Source organism: Brevibacterium sp. NPDC056726 (assembly GCF_042790515.1).
Lineage (GTDB): Bacteria > Actinomycetota > Actinomycetes > Actinomycetales > Brevibacteriaceae > Brevibacterium > Brevibacterium sanguinis.
Map to the genome: position 1 here is coordinate 97,477 of NZ_JBHTYZ010000003.1, position 16,752 is coordinate 114,228.

Consider the following 16,752-nt stretch of genomic DNA (forward strand, 5'->3'; position numbering starts at 1 on the left):
CTCACTCCTCGTCGCGGCTGAGGTTCCACAGCAGGCGGAGGAGCTCGGCGTCGAGGTCGTTGCCGTGGTCGGTGGCATCGGCGTCGCGGACCTCGTTGTGGAGCTGCTCCATCTTGAGGTCGAGCTCACCGGCGACGGCGGCGGCGCGGGTGAGTTCGGCGACGAGGCGGTCGGGTACGTCGCCTGCGTACTTGTAGTGGATCTTGTGCTCGAGGCTCGCCCAGAAGTCCATCGCGATCGTCCTCACCTGGACCTCGCAGATGATCGGCACCGGACCGTCGGAGAGGAAGATCGGGATCTCCAGGATCGCGTGGAGGCTCTTGTAGCCGTTGGGCTTCGGATGGGCGATGTAGTCCTTGATCTCGATGACCCGGATGTCGTTCTGCGAGGTCAGGGTCTCGAGCACCCGGTAGGTGTCGGCGATGAAGCTGCACGTGATGCGGATGCCGGCGATGTCGGTGATCGCCGTGCGGATGACGTCGATGTCGAGCGGCAGACCGCGCCGGGTGATCTTCTCGAGCAGGCTGCGCGGGGTCTTCACCCGCGAGCTGATGTGCTCGATCGGGTTGTAGCGATGCAGGGTGAGGAACTCCTCGCGGAGGATCGAGACCTTCGTGAGCACCTCGTCGATCGCGAACCGGTGATGCATGAGCAGGCGCGAGAAGTCCGTGCGCAGCCGCTGGACCTTCTCCGCCTGGGCGGGGGTGAGCGGCTCGGCGGGCTCGCCGGGGACGACCATCGATTCTCCTGGGGTTCGGAACCACCTCGGCGGTGGTCAGGCTCAGTCTACGTCGGGGGTTCTCCCGGCGCCGGATGTGTGGTTGACTGAGCACACCAAGCAATTGCATTCTGCAAGCACTCAAGGGGGGAGTGATGGGAACAGTGGCATGCTCGCTCGACGGGTTCATCGCCGGTCCCGGACACGACATGTCGTGGCTCTCGACGGCCGAGTTCGCCGAGGGCACCACCGAGAGCATGGCCTCCGAGGTCGCCGTCATCATCTCCGGCAGGCGGGGCTACGATGCGGCAAAGGCGCAGGCCGACAGCCGCGACGAGTTGACGGCCGAACCGTACGGCGGAGCATGGTCGGGCACCGAGATCATCCTCACCCACCGCCCCGCGGAGCTGGCCGGCGACGATTCCGTCATCGCGCTCGACTGCTCGATCACCGAGGCGATCGACCGCGCCCAGGCCCTCGCCGGGGACGGCGACATCCAGATCATCAGCGCCGACATCGCCCGGCAGGCGCTCGAGGCCGATCTCATCGATGAGCTTCAGGTCTTCGTCGCCCCGGTCTTCCTCGGCGACGGCACGCGGATCTTCGACGTCCCCGGCGGCCGTCGCATCGACTGGGAGCTCGTCGCGATCGATGCGGCGAACGCCCGCAGCTGCGGCCGGACCTATCGTCCGCGGCGGTCGGCGGCGTACCGTTGAGCCATGTGCCGGAACATCCGAACCCTCCACAATTTCGAGCCCGCGGCCACGAGCGACGAGGTTCACGCCGCAGCCCTCCAGTATGTGCGCAAGATCGCGGGGACGACGAAGCCCTCGAAGGCCAATGCCGAGGCCTTCGACGCCGCCGTCGAGGAGATCGCCCACATCACGCAACACCTCCTCGACTCCCTCGTGACGACCGCACCGCCGAAGGATCGCGAGGTCGAGGCCGAGAAGCGCCGCGCCCGCTACGCCGCGCGAGCATGAGCTAGTCCGTGACCGACCGGCCCTGGCTGATGAGGTCCTGAGTGATCCCCGCCGAGGCGGCCCGCAGCGCCTGCATGATCGCCGGCATCCCGACGTTGCGCTCGGAGTCGACGACGACGCCGAGGCCCGCGATCGTCAGCCCGCTGCCGTCGAAGACGGGCACGGCCACACCCGTCGTGCCGTCGTCGATGTGACCGACGAGTTCGGCGCAGTGATAGGTCCGGATCGTCTGGAGCATCCGCCGCAGCACCGTCGGATCCGTCGTCGTGCGCTCCGTGAACGCCGTGAGCGCACCCCGCAGATACGCCTCGCGCACGTGCCGGGGCGCATGCGCGAGGAGGACGAGTCCGCACGAGGAGGCGTGCGCGGGCAGTCGACCGGCTGTGCGCGAGCGGTTGATGACGGCCATGGGCTTCGACATCCGCTCGATGAAGAGGACCTCCCGCTCCCGGAGGATGCCCAGCTGCGTGTTCTCCCCGACGAAGTCGTGGACGGCGATCATGTGCGGCCGCGCCAGGGACGCGAGCTCGACGGCGTCGGAGGCGCGGTTCGACAGCTCCCACATCCCCACCCCGATCCGCACCCGCCCGCTCGGATCCCGCTGCAGGAGGTCGTGGGACATCATGTCGTTGATGAGGCGGTACGCCGTCGACTTCGGCAGCTGGGCGCGGCCGGCGAGCTCTTCGGTGGTCAGGCTCGGGTGGTCGGGGTCGAAGGCCCCGAGGACGCGAACGAGCCGATCGATCATCGAGTCGCCCGAAGGTGAGTTCGCCATACCAGCATCGTAGCCGCGCGAACCTGTGCGTCCCAATGAATGGAATAACCGTAGCCAGACGTGTCGCCGCTCACTAGCGTGGCGATTATCGGCGGGGCGTCCCCACCGTCCGTCTCGAAGGAGAGCATCGTCCATGGCAGCATTCACGGTCCGGCAGGCAGTCCACGACCTCATGGCATTCCACGGTATGACCGTCCTCTTCGGCAATCCCGGATCGAATGAGCTGCCGTTCCTCAAAGACCTCAGCGCCCGCTACATCCTCGGGCTCCAGGAGGCCGCCGTCGTCGCCATGGCCGACGGCTACTCCCAGGTCACCGACCGTCCCACGCTCGTCAACCTCCACGCCGCCTCGGGGTCGGGCAACGGCCTCGGCGCCCTGACGAACGCCGCGATCTCCCGCTCCAAGCTCGTCGTCACCGCAGGCCAGCAGGTGCGCAGCATGGTCGGCCCCGAGGTCATGCTCGCCAACGTCGACGCCACGATGCTCGCCAGACCCCTCGTCCACCGCTCCCTCGAACCGCTCGCGGCCGCCGATGTGCCCCGCGCGTTCTCCGAATCCGTGCTCGCCTCCCAGCGCGGTCCCGTCTACCTCTCCGTGCCCTACGACGACTGGGACGCCGAGGTCGAAGAGAGCGTCGTCGGCCAGCTCTCGCGCACCGTGACCCCCGGTTCGGCCCCCGACCCGGCCGTCATCGCCGACCTCCGCGACCGGCTGGGCGCAGCCGAGGCCGCGGTCCTCGTCCTCGGCCCCGACGTCGACACCCCGGAGGCGTGGGCGGCCGCGATCGCCCTCGCCGAGGCGCACGACCTTCCCGTATGGGCCGCCCCGTCCCTGCCGCGCATGCCCTTCCCCAACCAGCATCCGCTCTTCCGCGGAGTGCTGCCGGCGGCGATCGGCCCGATCGGGGAGATCCTCGGCGCCCACGACCTCGCCCTCGTCATCGGCGCCCCCGTCTTCCGCTACCACCAATGGCAGCCGGGAGAGTACCTGCCGGAGACGACGCATCTCGTCCAGATCGGCGACGACCCGGACGCCGCCGAGCGCGCCCCCTTCGGCGATGCGCTCGTCACCGACCCCGTCGCCGCTCTCGTCGCGCTCGCCGAGGCCGCCCCCGCCCCCGGCACCCCGCGGACGTGGGAGCCGGAGATCGAGCCCGCGACCGCCTCGGCGACACCGGGCACCCTCCACCCCGAGGAGGTCTTCGCGACCCTGCGGGAGACGATGCCGGTCGACTCCCGCTACGTCGTCGAATCGACGTCGACGAACTCCGCGTTCTGGGCGCAGATGGACCTCCGCGAGTCCGGGTCGTACTTCTTCCCCGCCTCCGGCGGTCTCGGGTGGGGTCTGCCCGCTTCGATGGGCGTCGCGCTCGCCGATGCTCGCCGACCCGTCGTCGCGATCATCGGCGACGGCTCCGCCCACTACTCGATCGCCGCCCTGCGCACCGCCGTCGAGGAGGGCATCCCCGTGACCATCGTCGTCCTCCGCAACTCCACGTACGGGGCGCTCGTGTGGTTCGCGGACATGCTCGACGCGGGCACGGTGCCCGGGCTCGACCTCGGCGACGTCGACTTCGTCTCGATCGCCCGGGGCTACGGCATGACCGCCGTCCACGCGGACTCGACCGCCCATCTCGCCGAGCTCCTCACCGAAGCCCACGGTGCCGGCCGGCCCACCCTCATCGAGATCGACACCGAGAAGACCACCCCTTGACACCCCCACCACAACCCCAAGGAGACACCGCAATGAGCACTGAGACCTTCCTCGGCACCGACTGGAACGGCCGGATCTTCACCGGCGACTGGGTCGACGGGTCGGCCGACCCGATCCCCGTCGTCGAACCCGCCACCGGTGAGACCCTCGCCCGGATCGGCATGGCCTCGTCCGACGATGCCGTTGAGGCGGCACGACGGGCGGCCGCCGCGCAGCGCGACTGGGCGAAGACGAAACCGACGGAACGGGCGGCGGTGATGCGCCGCGCCGGTGAGCTGTGGACCCAGCACGCCGCGGAGATCAACACGTGGATCATGCGCGAATCCGGTGCGATCGCGGCGAAGGCCACCTTCGAGACCGACTATGCGGCGGCCACCTGCTACGACTCCGCCGCGCTGCCGACCCACCCGAAGGGGCAGGTCCTGCCCTCGGACGAACCCCACTGGTCGTTCTCCCGCCGCGTGCCCGCGGGCGTGGTCACCGTCATCGCCCCGTTCAACTTCCCGCTCATCCTCTCCATCCGCTCCGTCGCCCCCGCGCTCGCCCTCGGCAACGCCGTGATCCTCAAGCCGGATCCGCGCACCGCGGTGTCCGGAGGCGTCACTCTGGCGAAGATCTTCGCCGAGGCGGGGCTGCCCGAGGGCGTCCTCCAGGTCCTGCCCGGCGGCGGCGACGTCGGCGAAGCCCTCATCGCGGCCCCCGAGGTCTCGGTCATCTCGTTCACCGGGTCGACCGCGGCGGGACGGATCGTCGGCGAGAACGCCGGCCGCCTCCTCAAGCGCTGCCACCTCGAGCTCGGCGGCAACAACGCCCTCATCGTCCTCCCCGGCGCCGATCTCGAGGCAGCCGCCTCGGCGGGCGCCTTCGGATCGTGGTTCCACCAGGGTCAGATCTGCATGACCACCGGTCGTCACCTCGTCCACGACAGCATCTACGACGACTACGTCGCAGCACTGGCCGAGCACGCCGCGAAGCTGCCCGTCGGCGACCCGAGCACCGAGGAGGTCGCCCTGGGGCCGATCATCGACGAGAAGCAGCAGACGCACGTGCGCGACATCATCGAGAAGGCTCAGGCCGACGGCGCCCGCCTCGTCACCGGCGGCGTCGGCGAAGGCCCGTTCGTCCCGGCGACGGTGCTCGCCGACCTCTCGCCGACCAACCCCGCGTGGACGCAGGAGATCTTCGGTCCCGTCGCCCCCGTGGGACGGTTCTCCACGCTCGAGGAGGCCGCGGACATCGTCAACGACAGCGAGTACGGGCTGTCGGTGAGCATCCTCGGCGACCTCGGCACCGCGATCGATCTCGCCGATCACATCGACTCGGGCAAGATCCACATCAACGAGCAGACCATCGCCGATGAAGGGGACGTCCCCTTCGGCGGCACGAAGGACTCGGGCAACGGCTCCCGCATCGGCGGCGCCGAGGCCAACATCGAGTCCTTCACCGAGGTCCAGTGGATCACGATGCGCTCGCAGATCGCACCGTACCCCTTCTGACCACCGACACCTTCACAAGACCGGAGACAGCGTTGTCCGCATCGCCCACCGCACCATCCCGCCCCACTCCCGCGGACACCCGCTGGCCGGCCGTCCTCTGCTGGCTCGCCGTCGCCCTCGAGGGCTTCGACCTCGTCGTCCTCGGGGCGGTCATCCCGCAGCTGCTCGCCACCCGGGCGCTCGGCTTCACCCCCGAGGCGGCGACGCTCGTGGCGACGATGAGCCTCGTCGGCGTCGGCCTCGGGGCGGCCGTCGTCGGGCCGATCGTCGACCGAGTGGGCCGGCGGGTGACGATCATCGCGTGCGTGATCATCTTCTCCGTCTTCACCCTGCTCGTCGCCTTCGCTCCCAACGTCGCGCTGTTCACGGTGTTCCGGTTCATCGCCGGTCTCGCGCTCGGTGCGGTCATGCCCAGCTGCCTCGCCTACATCAGCGAGCACAACCGCTCGGGCAAGACCGGCAAGGCGACGACGCTGACGATGACCGGCTACCACGCCGGCGCCGTGGCGATCTCGCTGCTCGCGGTCTTCTACTCGCACAACTGGCATCTGCTCTTCATCGCCGGTGGCGTCGCGGGGCTCGTCATGGTGCCGCTGCTGTGGTGGAAGCTGCCGGAATCGACGGCGTTCCTCGCCGCCCGCTCGGAGCAGAGCACGGAGACGGCGGCGCCGAAGACGGGGATGCGCGGTCTCTTCACCGGCAGGTTCGCGCTCGTGACGATCGGCGTGTGGGCCGCGAGCTTCATGGGACTCCTCCTCGTCTACGGTCTCAACACGTGGCTGCCGCAGCTCATGGCCGACGCCGGATACGAGGTCTCCGACTCCCTCGTCATGCTCTTCGTCCTCAACCTCGGCGCCGTCGTCGGCCTCGTCGTCGCCGGGTGGCTCGCCGACCGGCACGGGACGAAACCCGTCGTGCTCCTCTGGTTCGTCCTCGCCGCGGTCTTCCTCGCGATCCTCAGCATCCCGATGACGAGCCAGCTGCTGCTCAACCTCGCCGTCTTCATCACCGGCGTCTTCGTCTTCTCCGCCCAGGTCCTCATCTACGCGTTCGTCTCGGCGATCTACCCGGCGACCGCGCGCGGCACGGCGCTCGGCATGGCCTCGGCGGTCGGCCGGATCGGCGCGATCGTCGGACCGTTCATCACCGGCACCCTCGTCGCCGCCGGCATCGCCTACCCCTGGGGCTTCTACCTCTTCGCCTTCGTCGCCGTCCTCGGCTTCCTCGCGATGGCGATCGTGCCCTCGGTGGTCAACACGAGGAACGCTACCCTGAGGGCATGACACGCTGGATCGACGCCGCCTTCGTCCGCGGAGGCACGAGCAAGGGCCTCTTCTTCCGCGCCGCGGACCTGCCACCGGTCGGCGACGGCGAGGAGCGGACGGCCTGGGACCGGATCTTCACCTCGGCGATGGGCTCGCCCGATGCCTTCGGTCGGCAGCTCGACGGGATGGGCGGGGGCATCTCCTCCCTGTCGAAGGTCATGGTCGTCTCCGCCTCCGACCGCGACGGCGTCGACCTCGACTACACGTTCGCGCAGGTGGAGATCGCCGAGGCGGCCGTCGACTACTCGGGCAACTGCGGCAATCTCTCCTCCGGGGTCGTCCCGTTCGCTCTGCTCACCGGGCTCATCAGCGCCGGAGACGGGTGGCATGTCTTCCGCCTGTTCAACGTCAACACGGGCCAGCTCGTCGACGTCGGCCTCACCGTCGAGGACGGACAGGCCGCCGTTGACGGGGACTTCGTCCTCACCGGGTGAGCGGGAAGTCCGCCCCCATCGAACTCATCTACCCCGATCCGGCCGGCAGCCGGACGGGTGCGCTCCTGCCGACGGGAAACACCTCGGATTCGCTGACCGCCGGCGGGTTCCTCATCGACGCCACCCTCATCGATGCGACGCTGCCGCTCGTCATCGTTCCCTGCACGGCGGTGGGGCTCACGGGCACCGAGCTACCCGAGCAGATCGACGCCGACTCCCGGGCGCTGGGGCTCATCGAGGAGCTGCGCCGGGCCGCCGCGGTGCGGATGGGACTGTGCCCGACCCCGGAGACCGCACCGCAGGTCGTGCCCAAGGTCGCCGTCGTCAACGCGCAGGCCGACACGCGCCTCCTCGACGGCACGCGGCTCCCCGCCGCCGACGCCGACCTTCCCGTGCGCGTCATCTCCATGGGGCAGGCCCACAGGGCGGTGCCGGGCACCGCGGCGATGTGCCTGGCTGCGGCCGCGCTCGTCCCCGACACGATTCCCCACCGGATACTCACCCGCAGCGCGCACCCGCGCTCCGGGCCGGAGGTGCGGCTCGGCACTCCCTCCGGGGTCGTCACCGCCTCGGCGGTGCGCGATACGACCACCGGGGAGGTCACCGCCACCTCGCTCTACCGCACCGCGCGCGTGCTCATGCGCGGTCAGGTGGCCGTCGCGGACTGACGCGACGGCCGATCCTCAGTGCTCGGCACCGCCCTCACGGCGGCGCCGGGCGATGATCACCGAGGCGGCCCCGACGAGGAGGAGTCCCGCGGCGATCGAGACGGGCAGAGCGAGCTCGGAACCGGTGCGCGGCAGGTTCCCGCCGGGTCCCGCGGTGTTCTGCGCGTTCTCGTCACCGGCGCCCTGGGAGCCGGAGCCGTTGTCGTCGGCTTGGGAACCGCCGTTCTCGTCGGCATCGTTCTGACTTCCGTCGGCGTCATCCTGGCCGTCGTCGGCGCCTGAGTTCCCGTCGTCGGCACCTGCGTCCCCGCCGTCGCCTGCGTCCGCGCCGCCGTCAGCCGCTGCTGCCGCACTCGCACCCGCACCCGCGTCTGCGTCCGCCGAGGCTTCCGCGTCCTCACCGCCGGTGCCGCTTTCGGGGTCGAAGATCCCGACGAGAACGGGGTCGTGGTCGGAGGCGCGGTAGCGGTCGGGGGAGTAGAGGTCGGTGACGTTGTAGTTGAACCGGCTGTACTCCGAGGCGATCGGCTCGACGGAGTTGATGTCCCAGATGTCGGCACCGGTGACGGCGTCGAACGCCGTCTCGGCGTCGCCCGCATCGAGGGCGAGCACGTGGTCGAGGCTGCCCGTGCGGCCCTGGAAGACGTACGTCGACCCGTCGGTCATCTCCGCGGCGACGTCCTTGTACCCGGCGTCGTAGAAGACCTGCATCGGGTCCTCCTGCGTGTACGAGTTGAAGTCGCCGAGGAGGTAGACGTAGTCGGTGTCGGCCGCCGTCTGCTGCTGGCCGGCGAAGTCGACGAGGGCGTTGGCCTGCTTGACGCGGTCGGCGTTCGAGAAGCCCTGACCGTCGCCGGTGTCCTCGTTGCCCGGGCCCTCGCCCGAGCCCTTCGACTTGAAGTGGTTGGACACAGTGACGAACGTCTTCTCCGTCTCGGCGGTGCCGGCGTCGTCCTTCGGCGCGAACGCCTGGGAGAGGGGTTCGCGGGCATTGGAGAACGCATCCTCATCGTCGAGGATGACCGATTCGCCCTGCGGGGCCACCTCGGCGATCTGATAGATGAGGGCGGTGCGGATGACGTCCTCGGCAGCGGGAACGTCGGTCGGGGAGGGGACGAACGCCCACTTCTCCGTGCCTGCCGCCTCGTTGAGGCGGGTGACGAGCGTCTGCAGGGCAGAATCGCGGTCCTTGCCGAAGCGGGCCGAGTTCTCGATCTCCATGAGGGAGACGACCGAGGCGTCGAGGTCGCTGATCGCCTCGACGATCTTCGTCTCCTGCCGCTCGAGGCTCTCCGCGTTGGCCGCACCGCGGGCATCGCAGCCGCCGCGGACGGTGATCGGGTTGCCCTCGCGGTCCTCGTAGTAGGTGCAGCCGGAGAGCTGGTCGCCGGTCGTCGTGAAGTAGTTGAGGACGTTGAAGCTCGCGAGGCTGACCTGGCCGCCGACCTCCTCGGGTGCCGCGCTGCGGGTGTCGGAGAACTCCGCCGGCTGGACCGCCTCGGCGTTGTCGCCGGTGAGCTGCGTCGTCGGCTGGAACCGCCACTTGTCGAACCCGAAGCCGAGGACGACCGGTGAGGTGAAGGTCGCGGCCGCGCCGACGCGCACGGGGGCGTCCTGACTGAGGTAGGGCAGGGGCACGTCCTGGTCGCTGTCGAGGTAGTCGACGGTCGCGCCGTCGTCGAGGATGACCTCGCGGGCGAGGTTCTCGGCCTCGATCGCCTCCGCCTCGGCGCTGCCGGGACGGGCGACGTCGGTGGGCTGGCGGAGGACGCCGTCGCCGGTGGCGAGGGCGATCTCGCCGTACGTGTTCGCGTTGTAGTTGTCGGAGACGGTGAGCTCGCCGGAGGGCTGGACGAGCATGCCTTCGAGGGCCTCGCGCTCGGCGGCATCGTCGGGGAAGGCGCCTTCGACGGCCTTGACCGCCTCGGCGGGTTCGTCGAGGCGGGTCATCCCGGAGGCGGAGACGGTCAGCTGCGTCTGCCCGTAGCGCTCCGAGGCGGTGCCGGTGAGTTCGAGGAAGTCGCCGATGCTGACGTCGGCCACGGTGTCGGGGGAGTAGACGAAGATGCCGTCGGAGGCACCGGGTGTGGCGTCGTCGGCCCCGCCGGAGCCCGCGGTCTGGACGAAGTAGCCGCCGAGTCCGCCGGTCGGATACGCGGCCGTGACGACCCCGCGGGTCTTGACCGTCTCGCCCTGCATCGGGCTGGCGTCCTCGGTGCCCTGGATGTCGGCGATCGGAGTGACGTCCTCAGGAGCCGGGTCGCCGCCGTCGCCGCCGTCGTCGGGCAGGGCGTCCGGAGTCGGAGGTGCCGCGCTCCAGGCCCCGTCGATGAGCTGGATCGACTGACCGCCGGTGGCCGTGGCGCCCGTGGGGGTCGCCTCCTCGTCGACGACGGGGTCGGGGGTGTGGGTGTTCGCCCTGCCCGTCACGCCTCTGCCGCCGGTGACGCCGCCGATCTGGTCGAAGGAGATGAGCGTGCCCGCGTCGTCGATCGCGAATGCCGAGGCCCCGTAGCTGCCGTCGGCGGCCGATCCGGAGTTCACGGAGTTCGTGATCGGCACCTCGACGGCCAGGGCACCGGAGTCGCCGACGGTCGTGCCGTCGGGGACCGTGGTGACGTTCTCCGCCGCCTGGACGCTGCCGCCGCGGGTCACCGAGCCGACGGTCCATCCCGAGAGGTCGGTGCCGGGGTCGGCGGCGATCTCGATGAAGTCGGTGTCGAGGGTGTAGCCGATCTCGCTGATGTGCGGAGCGGTCACAGCACTCGCCGAGGCGGTCGGCAGGACGAGTCCGAGACCGGCGACGAGGCCGAGAGCGGCGGCGGAGGCGAGGGAGGACGAGGCTTTCATGGAGGCCTTTCGGGATCAGTGGGCACACGCGGACGTGACGGACGGATCCCTTGCACCCTATCGGCCCACTGGTCGACGCCGACGGCAACCATGTGAACGCGATGTGAACACTCGGGCAGTCCACTGAACGCGCTGACTGTGACCGAGCCTACACTCAGGGACCGACACGGAACGCGAACCGCGTCTCGACGAGCTGATGGTCGGAGGGAAACCGATTGTCCCGGTGACCGGGGATGAGCGCGCAGCGTCCGCCGACATCGGCGAACCCGGAGCGCGGGTGCTCCTCGCCGGCGGCCACGCAGCCGCGGACCACCGCGTCGAGGACGTCGAGCCCGCGGGAGAAGACGAAGTCGATCCTGTCCCGCGGTTCGCCGCCGCCCTCGTCTGTGGGGAGCGGTTCGATCGGGGACCACGTGTCGGCGGGAGTCGCGGCCGGGTCCGGGTGGATGTGCCGATAGGTGTCGACGAACCCGGCGGCGAGCACGGCGTCGGTGCTCGCCCACCGGGTGTTCGGCCGGTCCGCTCGCGCATGCCAGTCGAGCGTCGCCGGGGCATTGAAGTCGCCGCTGATGACGACGGGCATCTCCGGGTCGCCCGCGGCGGTGAGGATGCGCTCGGTCTCTGCGAGCACCGCGGTGATCTGGGCGAGACGCTCAGCCTCCTCGGCGTCGGCGATCTCCTGTCCCCGGCCGGCCAGCGCCTGATAGGGGCCGTACGGGTAGGGCGCGAGATGGACGGACCACACGAGGATCTGCGGGCCTTCGGGCACCGGCCGGACGAGGGCGGCCTGCGCGAAGGGCATCGTATCGGTGTCGACGGCCGTGGCCTCCCCGGTGCTCAGCACTGCGACGTCCGGGCCGGACTGGGCGAGGGCGGCGGTGAGCTTGGGGGCGAGCGCTTCGGCCGCGGCTCCCCAGCACTCCTGGACGGCGAGGATCTCAGCGGGGAACTGCGCGGCGATCGCATACTGCTTCTCCTGGCCGTAGTTCACCTCCCGGCCGCCGAACCACACGTTCCAGGTCTGGAGGGTGAAGGTCATCGGTCGTCGCCCCTTCGGGAGTCGAGGTGGAGGGTGGAGGTCACAGGATCGAAGCGCAGCTGCGTGAGGTCCGCCAGGCGCACAGCGGAGACGAGGGCGACGGACGGATCGGCGTTGACGCCGATGACGGTGCATCCGGCAGTGTGAGCGGCCTGCGAACCGACGCGCGAGTCCTCGAACGCGACGGCCGCGGCGGGGGTGAGGCCGAGCGCCCGGGCGGCCTGCTCGTAGATGTCGGGGAACGGCTTCCCGCGGGCGACGTCGTCGATCGTGACGACCTCGTCGAAGTGCGGCAGCAGTCCCGTCCGGTCGAGCAGCCCGCGCACGTCCGCGCGGCGACCGTTGCTCGCCACCGCGATCGGCACGGTGCCGGAGAGCGCGCGCACGAGCTCTGGCACCCCCGGCATCGGGGCCGACACCGCGGTCAGGGCCGCACTGTAGGCGCGGTCGACCTCGGCGACGGCGGGGACCGGGGCGGTGCCGGTTCGCGCTGCGTCGAGACGGGCCACCGCCTCGGCGGCGGTGAGACCGCGGAAGGACTCCGCGGCGGCCCGGTCGGCGCCGAGCCGCTCGAGATGGAACGCCATGAGGTCGAGCCAGGGCCGCTCCGAGTCGACGAGGATGCCGTCGCAGTCGAAGATCGCCGCGCGGACGGGCAGAGCGGTGTCGATCACGCCCACGCCCCACCCGCCTCGGCGCGCGGAACCCGCAGCGCAGGAGCGGCGGTGACCCGGGCGCTGACGCGGTCCCCGGGGCGCAGCTGCGCGGCGTCGGCCGAGGACAGCGACGCCGACCACGTGCCCGGCCCGGCGCCGAGGCGGTCAGGGCGACCGAGCCGGACCATCGTGCGCTCGCCGGTGTAGGTCGTGCCGGTGACCGCCAGCGTCCCGTCGGGCGACGGCGTGATCGCGAGGTGCTCGGGGCGGACGAAGACGACCTCGGTGCCGTCGGTGTCGACCGGCAGACGATCGTCCGGGCGCCAGGTCGCGGGGACGGCGAACTCGTTGACGGTGCCGACGAAGCGGGCGACGAACGGCGTGGCCGGGCGGGCGTAGACGGTCTCGGGAGCCGAATGCTGTGCGATGCGTCCGGCGCTCATCACGGCCACGCGGTCGGCGATCGCGAGCGCCTCGCCCTGATCATGGGTGATGAAGACCGTCGTCGTGCCCAGGGACTGCTGCACCCGCCGGATCTCGTCGCGCAGCGCGGCGCGGACCGTGGCGTCGAGTGCCGAGAGGGGTTCGTCGAGGAGGAGGACCTGCGGCTGGGTCGCCAGCGCCCGGGCGAGTGCCACGCGCTGCTGCTGACCGCCGGAGAGCTGGTGGGGGAAGCGGGGCCCCATATTGCCGAGGCCGCAGATCTCGAGGAGCTCGTCGCGGCGGGCGGCGCGCGCGCCGGCATCGACCTTCCGGATGCGCAGACCGTATTCGATGTTCTCGCTCACCGTGAGGTTGGGGAAGAGGCTGTAGCCCTGGAAGACCATGCCCATGTCGCGGCGGTTGGGCGGGAGCCCGAGGACGGACCGCCCGCCGACGAGGACATCGCCGGAGTCGACGGACTCGAATCCGGCGAGGATGCGCAGGGTCGTCGTCTTCCCGCACCCGGAGGGCCCGAGGAAGCTCACCATCGACCCGGCGGCGATGTCGATGTCGACGTCGGTGAGCACGCGGGTGGTCCCGAAGGACTTGACCACACCGCGGAAGGTCACGGACTTCGGGTCGGAGGCAAGTGCTGCGGCCGGGCGCGAACGCTCCGGAGCGGTCGTCTGGATCATGCGGGCTGGGTCTCCTTCTGCGGCGCGGCGGCCGCGGCGGCGGGGGCTGCCGCGTCGCCGAGGCTGCGTCGGTCGAATCGTGAGGCGCTGATGGTCGCGGTCGCGAGCAGCAGCCAGGTGGTGAGGTTGAGCAGGACGGACAGGGTGATCGACCCGCGGAAGTTCGCGTCCGAGAGGGTGTTGAGGAAGACGGGCAGGGTGTTGATCGAGAGGGTGGCCGCGATCGTGTACTCCCCGATCGAGAGTGCGAAGGCGTAGAACGCGGAGAACATCACCGACCCGCGGATGTTGGGCACGACGACGCGCGCCAGCGTGGTCCGCAGACCCGCGCCGAGGGAGGCCGAGGCCTCGTGGAGGGTGCGCAGATCGAGGGAGGAGAGTCCCGCGTCGATCGAGCGGTAGGTGAACGGCAGGCAGAGGATGACGTAGGTGCCGACGAGCACGAGCGGCAGATTCTCCGCCTGGAGGAGGAGGTTGATCTCCATGCCGAGACTGCCGCGGCCGTTCGACGCGAGTCCCCGCAGCACCGTCGTCATGCCCGCGGCGATGGCGATCGCGGGGATGACGAGCGGCAGGGTGCAGAGGATGGAGAGCAGCGACCGCAGTCGGGGCGCCCAGAGATGGACGGCGACGACGGCGGGGACTAGCGTGCCGATGAGCACGAGGGAGGTGAGCGCGGCGATGAGGAGGCTGCGGATGAGCGGGGCGACGATCGCTCCGGAGTCGGCCAGTCCCGTCAGCCCGTCCGTGGTGAACGTGCCGTCGGTCCGGAAGAACGCATACGTCAGCGAGCTCAGCTGCGGGGTGAGCACGAAGATCGCCAGGGCGATGAGCGGCAGCCACGTGAGGGTGCGGGCGGTCCTGCTCTCGCCGAGGCGGGGGTTCAGCGATCGAGCCATGCGGCGCTCCTCTTCGTCAGGGCGTTGAAGGCGATGAGCACGATGACGGCGACGACTCCGGTCGTCACGCCGAGCGCCATCGCCGTGCCCTCGCCGCCGGTGGCCGCGGAGCTCGCGAGCTGGCCGGCGATCTCGAGGGGGATGAGCGGGAACGCTCCGGTGCCGATGAGCACCGCCGCCGAGGCGTGGGTGCCGAAGGCGGCCCCGAACATCAGCAGCCACGCGCCGAGCACGGCGGGGGTGAGGACCGGGATCCCGACCCGGCGCCAGAAGACCCACGACGTGCCCCCGAGGGACGCGCTCGCCTCCCGCCACTCCCGCTTGAGGGCGATGAAGCTCGGGAGGGTGAGCAGGATCATCGTCGGGATGAGGAAGTACTGGTACATGAGGATGAGGCCCTTGACGCTGTAGAGGGTGAAGGACGGATCGAGCGCGGTGAGCAGCGAGACGAAGTAGCCGGTGTTGCCGACGGCGACGATGAAGGAGAACGCCAGCGGCACCCCGCCGTCGTTGGCGAGCACGCTCGAGACGACCGCGGCGATCGCGCCGACGACCTTCGACCGCACAGCTGAGAGCGCCCATGCGCAGATCCCGCCGGCGACCGTCGCGACCGTCGCCGCGGCGAAGGAGAGGACGAGGCTGTTCTGCAGAGCCAGCGACCGAGAGCCCGAGCCGAGCGAGGCGAAGTTCGCGAGGCCGAGGCTCGGCTCCTGCCCCGCGTCACCGGGGACGAGCAGCGAGGTGACGACCATGCCGATGACGGGCACGGCGAAGAAGACCGTGAGGATGAGCGTCAGCGGTGCCAGGGCCGCCCAGGCCGGCGAGAGGACTCGCCGACCCGGACGGGAGGGGGCTGCGGCCGGCAGGGTCATCCGACGGCCTGGGCCCAGTTGTCGGCGAGCACCTGCTGCTGCGAGGCGCGCTGCTCCTCGTTCGGCTGCGGTGCCGGTTCGCTCGTCGCGGCTTCGGGCAGCTTGCCGAGCGCCTCCTCGTCGACGGTTCCGGCGTCGACCATCGCGTCGAGGCGGCCGGGCTTGACGTAGCCCTGGAGGAGGAGGTTCTGCCCCTCGTCGCTGAAGACGAACTCCTGCCACAGGCGGGCGACAGCCGGGTGCGGGGCGTCGGCGTTGACCGAGGCGGCATAGTACGAGGAGACGGTCCCGTCGGAGGGGATCGTCGTCGTGAGGTCGACGCCGGAGTCCCGGACGTCGTCGGCCCACTGCAGCAGCAGGTAATCCCAGTTGAGGACGATCGGCGTCTCCCCGGTCTCGACCGTGCCGGAGACCGCTTCGGACGGGATGAGGTTGCCCGAGTCGGAGAGCTGCGCGAAGTAGTCGATCCCGGGCTGGATGTCATCGAGGCTGCCGCCGTTGGCCAGTGCCGCAGCATAGACGATCATGAAGCCGGACTCACCGGTGGTGGGATCGCCCGGCAGCGCGACCTGGCCCTCGTACTGCGGATCGAGGAGGTCGGCGAAGCTCGTCGGGCAGGTCTCGACGGCGGCGGCGTCGCAGCCGATGCCCACCGTGCCGCCGAGGTGGTTGTACCACGTGCCGTCGGCGGACTTCATGGTCTCCGGCAGGTCACCGGCGGTCTCCGGGGTGTAGTTCGCGAGCAGCTCCTCGTTCGTCGAGGTCACGGCGAAGGACTCGCCGGTGTCGAGGTAGTCGAGCGAGGTGTCCTGGCCGACGCGGTTCTTCACCGCATTGATCTGGTCCTGGCTCGAGCCGGAGGACGTGTCGTTGTTGATCTCGATGCCGTACTTCTCCGAGAACGCGTCGAGCAGGCCCCCGTAGTTCGCCCAGTCGGGGTAGAGGCCCATGACGTTGAGGGTGCCTTCGGCCTGTGCCGCGGAGATGAGGGCATCCATGCCCCCGCCCTCGGCGACGGAGGTGGCCTGGCGCCAGTTGGCCGACTCATCGGATTCGGCGGCGGCGGATCCGCATCCTGCGAGAACGGCAAGGGTTCCTGCGGCTGCGACTGCTGTGAGCGTGCGCGTGATTCTGGACATGGTTGAACTCGCCTTTCGGACTGTGTGCGCAGGGCGCACTCGGGTCGTGCGGAAGGGGCGGAACGA

The 16,752-nt window shown here is 70.4% G+C and carries 14 protein-coding genes and 1 pseudogene; 6 read left to right on the top strand and 9 right to left on the bottom strand.

Annotated features, from left to right (window positions below):
* Nucleotide 1 precedes the first annotated feature (1 nt).
* Nucleotides 2-739, bottom strand: coding sequence for a GTP pyrophosphokinase family protein (locus tag ACFQ91_RS06760; protein WP_137825167.1), 738 nt, complete (start codon nt 737-739; stop codon nt 2-4).
* 134 nt (nt 740-873) lie between these two features.
* Here ACFQ91_RS06760 and ACFQ91_RS06765 point away from each other — a divergent pair, with 134 nt between their 5' ends.
* Nucleotides 874-1,434 (top strand): dihydrofolate reductase family protein, encoded by a 561-nt coding sequence (locus ACFQ91_RS06765; RefSeq protein WP_344251429.1) that lies wholly within the window; start codon nt 874-876, stop codon nt 1,432-1,434.
* Between the two features lie 3 nt (nt 1,435-1,437).
* On the top strand, nt 1,438-1,701 hold the full coding sequence (locus ACFQ91_RS06770; RefSeq protein WP_344251428.1) for a DUF2277 domain-containing protein: 264 nt from the start codon (nt 1,438-1,440) through the stop codon (nt 1,699-1,701).
* 1 nt (nt 1,702) lies between these two features.
* Here the strand turns inward: ACFQ91_RS06770 and ACFQ91_RS06775 are convergent, their stop codons facing one another.
* Entirely contained in the window at nt 1,703-2,476 is a 774-nt protein-coding gene (locus ACFQ91_RS06775) for an IclR family transcriptional regulator (protein WP_137825165.1), read from the bottom strand.
* 133 nt (nt 2,477-2,609) lie between these two features.
* On the opposite strand from ACFQ91_RS06775, the gene mdlC reads away from it, so the two are divergent.
* From mdlC to ACFQ91_RS06795, 4 genes and pseudogenes are all read left to right on the top strand, one after another.
* Complete coding sequence (gene mdlC / locus ACFQ91_RS06780) at nt 2,610-4,190, top strand: benzoylformate decarboxylase (protein WP_344251427.1); 1,581 nt, start codon at nt 2,610-2,612, stop codon at nt 4,188-4,190.
* Nucleotides 4,191-4,222: 32 nt separating this feature from the next.
* Entirely contained in the window at nt 4,223-5,686 is a 1,464-nt protein-coding gene (locus ACFQ91_RS06785; RefSeq protein ID WP_344251426.1) for a benzaldehyde dehydrogenase, read from the top strand.
* Nucleotides 5,687-5,718: 32 nt separating this feature from the next.
* A complete protein-coding gene (locus ACFQ91_RS06790; protein ID WP_211978117.1) occupies nt 5,719-6,969 on the top strand; it encodes an aromatic acid/H+ symport family MFS transporter in 1,251 nt (416 codons plus the stop codon).
* Nucleotides 6,966-8,113 (top strand): annotated as a pseudogene (locus tag ACFQ91_RS06795) (PrpF domain-containing protein). The gene ACFQ91_RS06790 and the pseudogene ACFQ91_RS06795 overlap by 4 nt, the downstream one beginning before the upstream one ends.
* Before the next feature lie 15 nt (nt 8,114-8,128).
* Here the strand turns inward: ACFQ91_RS06795 and ACFQ91_RS06800 are convergent.
* The 7 genes from ACFQ91_RS06800 to ACFQ91_RS06830 form a co-directional block, all read right to left on the bottom strand.
* Entirely contained in the window at nt 8,129-10,963 is a 2,835-nt protein-coding gene (locus tag ACFQ91_RS06800) for an ExeM/NucH family extracellular endonuclease (protein ID WP_344251425.1), read from the bottom strand.
* A 154-nt stretch (nt 10,964-11,117) separates the two neighbouring features.
* The gene (locus ACFQ91_RS06805; RefSeq protein WP_344251424.1) at nt 11,118-12,002 is read right to left on the bottom strand and encodes an endonuclease/exonuclease/phosphatase family protein; all 885 of its coding nucleotides are present in this window, start codon (nt 12,000-12,002) and stop codon (nt 11,118-11,120) included.
* Nucleotides 11,999-12,676: an HAD family phosphatase gene (locus ACFQ91_RS06810; RefSeq protein ID WP_344251423.1), complete on the bottom strand. Its 678-nt coding sequence runs from the start codon at nt 12,674-12,676 to the stop codon at nt 11,999-12,001. The genes ACFQ91_RS06805 and ACFQ91_RS06810 overlap by 4 nt, the downstream gene beginning before the upstream one ends.
* Nucleotides 12,673-13,776 carry an ABC transporter ATP-binding protein gene (locus tag ACFQ91_RS06815; RefSeq protein ID WP_344251422.1) on the bottom strand — a complete coding sequence of 368 codons (1,104 nt, stop codon included), beginning with the start codon at nt 13,774-13,776 and terminating at the stop codon, nt 12,673-12,675. Before ACFQ91_RS06815 ends, ACFQ91_RS06810 begins: the two co-directional genes overlap by 4 nt.
* A complete protein-coding gene (locus tag ACFQ91_RS06820; RefSeq protein WP_344251421.1) occupies nt 13,773-14,675 on the bottom strand; it encodes an ABC transporter permease subunit in 903 nt (300 codons plus the stop codon). The genes ACFQ91_RS06815 and ACFQ91_RS06820 overlap by 4 nt, the downstream gene beginning before the upstream one ends.
* Nucleotides 14,660-15,547, bottom strand: coding sequence for a spermidine/putrescine ABC transporter permease (locus ACFQ91_RS06825; protein WP_344251420.1), 888 nt, complete (start codon nt 15,545-15,547; stop codon nt 14,660-14,662). The genes ACFQ91_RS06820 and ACFQ91_RS06825 overlap by 16 nt, the downstream gene beginning before the upstream one ends.
* A complete protein-coding gene (locus tag ACFQ91_RS06830) occupies nt 15,544-16,686 on the bottom strand; it encodes an extracellular solute-binding protein (RefSeq protein WP_344251419.1) in 1,143 nt (380 codons plus the stop codon). Before ACFQ91_RS06830 ends, ACFQ91_RS06825 begins: the two co-directional genes overlap by 4 nt.
* Nucleotides 16,687-16,752: the final 66 nt, after the last annotated feature.